This window comes from Streptomyces sp. NPDC001852 (assembly GCF_042891825.1).
In the GTDB taxonomy this organism is placed as follows: Bacteria; Actinomycetota; Actinomycetes; order Streptomycetales; family Streptomycetaceae; genus Streptomyces.
This window is the reverse complement of sequence record NZ_JBIATN010000084.1, coordinates 1-3,130: the sequence shown is the minus strand read 5'-3', so window position 1 is coordinate 3,130 and position 3,130 is coordinate 1. Positions and strand designations below refer to the sequence as shown.

The window sequence follows — 3,130 nt, the reverse complement described above, 5'->3', positions numbered from 1 at the left end:
CTTTCTCGAGTAGATGTCGATCACTGTGGCGAGGTAGAGCCACGTCGTGCCGACGGCTATGTATGTGATGTCGCCGCACCACCTGGTGTTCAGTGAGCTCTTTCAGCGTGGCCACTGATCGGGTGACGGGATCGATGCCCGCAACGCACGAGGCTCCCGTGCCGCCGGGGGAGGTGTTCGAAGTCTCAACCCACAGGCACATGAGTCAATGCCGCGAAGTTAAGGCTTTCCTCCGCAGGTCAACTTGCTTTCTGGCAGAGGTTTTGGCGCGCCGGGCAGGAGGGTGTAGGCCCCTCTGCGGGTTTTGGTGATCCGCCCGTTCCGTGCCCAGCGGCTCAGTTGGGTGGCGAAGACGTTGGGGTTGGTAATGCCGAGTGCCGGCGCGATCTCCCTGGCGGTCCAGGAGTGTTCCGGTGCGGATTGCAGGACAGCGAGAGTGCCTTCGAACCGGGAAAGGGTCGGATCGACACGGGGAGGCGTCGGCGGGGGAGGCAGGACGGCCAGATCCTCGATCAGGGTGTAGGTGCCTCTGCCGGTCTTGGCGATGTGTCCCTGGCTGGCCCAGCGGGCCAGCAGGACACGGAAGCTGTTGATGTTGCTGACGGCCAGGGCGTGCGCGAGGTCGGTTGCGTTCCAGTAACGCCCCGGGCGGGAGTTCAAGAGCTCCATGGTGCGGTCGATCAAGGGCAGTGGTTGTAGGGCGCGCGGGTGCGGCGCCAGGGATGGGAAGGGGTGGCGGCGGGAGACGAAGGCGGGCGTGGTCGGTTGGGCGGCGTGGACGCTGATGGTGATGGAGGCGATCTTCGTGCTGTTCAGGGGGCGTCTGTCGTCGGTCCTGGCGTAGCGCGGGATGGGAGATTTGACCTTGCGGGAGCTGATTCGCGGGCGGCGGGCGGGCAGGAGGTGGGCCAGGACGGCCTGGCCGATCCGGCCGATGAGACCGGCGTCCTCGTCGAGGACGCCGTGGGCGGCCACGACCTGGTCGCGGGCGGCTTCAAGGGCGATGGTGAAGCTGGCCCGGTCCAGGTCGGTTCCGGGCGAGGACTCGACGGCGTCGACCATGGCGGTGCGCAGGAGTTGGTAGAGGATGAGCTGGGCCCACAGCTCCTGTTCGACGCCCCTCGGGTCGGTGGAGCGCAGCACCCGGCCTTGCATCAGGGTGTGGCGCAGGGCGTAGTAGGCGGATTCGATCTCCCAGCGTTCGTGATAGAGGCGGACAAGAGTGTCGGAGGGGTCTTGGTCGGGGTCCAGCAGGGTGGTCACCAGCCGGTATCCGTCGTGCAGGCGGGTGCCGTCGGTGCAGGTCGCGGTGATGTCGGCCTCGATGATCCTTACCTGCACCGAGCGGATGCGGGACAGGTAGGAGCCGTCGGGCAACCGGTGGGTGGTGGGCAGGCGGCGCTTGGAGGTGAGGCGGACCAGGAACTGGGCACCGGTGCCGGCGAACTCGGCCAGCAGCTTGCCGTTGTCGAAGCCCCGGTCGGCCAGCACCAGCGACTGCGGGCCGAGCAGGTGCATCAACTGCCGTGCGTAGTGGGCCTCTCCATCGGACGTGGGGCCGAATGCTGCTCCGAGCAGGCCGCGGCTGCCTGTCTCCACCAGCGCCATCAGCCGCAGCGTGGGATAGCCTGCCCAGCCCAGGCGGACCCTGGCGCGGCCGAACCAGCTGCGGTTGCGTTCCGCGTCGGGCACTTTGATCGAGCTGCAGCCGTCGAAGGCCACGGTGCGCCAGTGCCGGTAGCGTGCTCCGGGCGTACGTGGCTGGGCCAGAGGCCCGGCCATCACCTCGAACAGAGCCTTCAGCGGAACCGGTCCCAGACGACGCCGCAGGTCACGCAGCGCCTTTTCCGAGGGGACCGCGACTGGCAGTCCGGCCAGACCGGCGACGAGCCTGTCCCAGACCTTCGCGTAGCCCAGATGTGGGAACAGGCCGAGCGCGAGCAGGAAATACACGCCCACCCGGGACGGCAGGACCCGTAACCGGCGCTGGACGGCACCGGTCTCGGCCAGCACAGCGTCGACCAGCTCGAAGGGAAGGTACTTGGTCAACTCGCCGAGATGGTCGGGAGCGAAGATGCCCTGGGCGACGGTCAGGGTTCGCGTGAGAGTGCTGGTGGCAGGCTGGAGCAACAGGACCTCGGCGCTCGGATTGACCTTGACGGATCACTCCTGGCTACCAGAGGTCCCGTTGCGTCGTCCGGCTCAACCGCCAGTATCGCCAACCCACTTGACGTGGGCAGCTTCCCCTCTAACTTCGCGGCATTGGCACATGAGTCGCGTTGGTTCCGTATTCTGCCGCACTCGACCTGCCTCACGCCTTGGTCGAGTGGGTCACGATGCTCATCGTCACCCGCGAGGGTGACCGCCGCTGCAAGCTCCCACCGCACCAGCGTGCCCTGGTCGGCCTGGTCTACCTGCGCCGGCACGACACCCTCGCCCAGCTCGCGGCCGGCTTCGGCATCTCCGTCGGCACCGCCCACGTCTACACGGCCGCGGTGATCGACCTGCTCGCCGCCCGTGCACCCGGCCTGCTACGCGCCCTGCGCGAGGCCAACCCGGACTACGTCCTCCTCGACGGCACCCGCGCGGAGTGCGACCGGGTCGGCGACAGCCGGGCCGACTTCTCCCACAAGCACCGCCGACACGGGGTAAACGTGCAGGTGGTGACCGACCGTGTCGGACACCTGCTGTGGATCTCGCCGACGCTGCCCGGCCGCACGCACGATCTCACTGCGGCCCGCGCCCACCGGATCATCCGGATCTGCGAACGCCAGGGCGTCCCCATCCTCGCCGACCGCGCCTACATGGGAGCCGGCCCCTGGGTGACGACACCCCTCAGACGCCCACCGGGTCGCGACCTCACGCCGACCCAGCAAAGCGTCAACCGGGCGCTGTCCACAGCACGGGCGCCGGCCGAACGCGGCGTCACACGACTGAAGTCGTGGCGGATCTTCCGCAGGTCCCGGTGCAGCCCGAATCGAATGACGTCCATCGCCGCGGCCGTCCTCACCCTGGAGCGGCAGCGCTGAAAGAGCTCAGTGTGTCCGCGGTGAAGTAGCGCATCACCAGGTCCGGCGCGGGCGGCGCCGCGTGGTCCGCGATCGTCGTCCGCTTCTTCCTCCGCAGGTGC

2 protein-coding genes are annotated in these 3,130 nt (G+C 68.3%); one reads left to right on the top strand and one right to left on the bottom strand.

Annotation, left to right across the window (positions count from 1 at the left end; translation table 11 throughout):
* Window positions 1-219: 219 nt before the first annotated feature.
* Entirely contained in the window at window positions 220-2,130 is a 1,911-nt protein-coding gene (locus tag ACFYZB_RS46665) for an IS4 family transposase (RefSeq protein WP_388768252.1), read from the bottom strand.
* Between the two features lie 149 nt (window positions 2,131-2,279).
* Between ACFYZB_RS46665 and ACFYZB_RS46660 the strand changes: the two genes are divergently transcribed.
* A complete protein-coding gene (locus ACFYZB_RS46660; RefSeq protein WP_388768250.1) occupies window positions 2,280-3,029 on the top strand; it encodes a transposase family protein in 750 nt (249 codons plus the stop codon).
* Window positions 3,030-3,130: the final 101 nt, after the last annotated feature.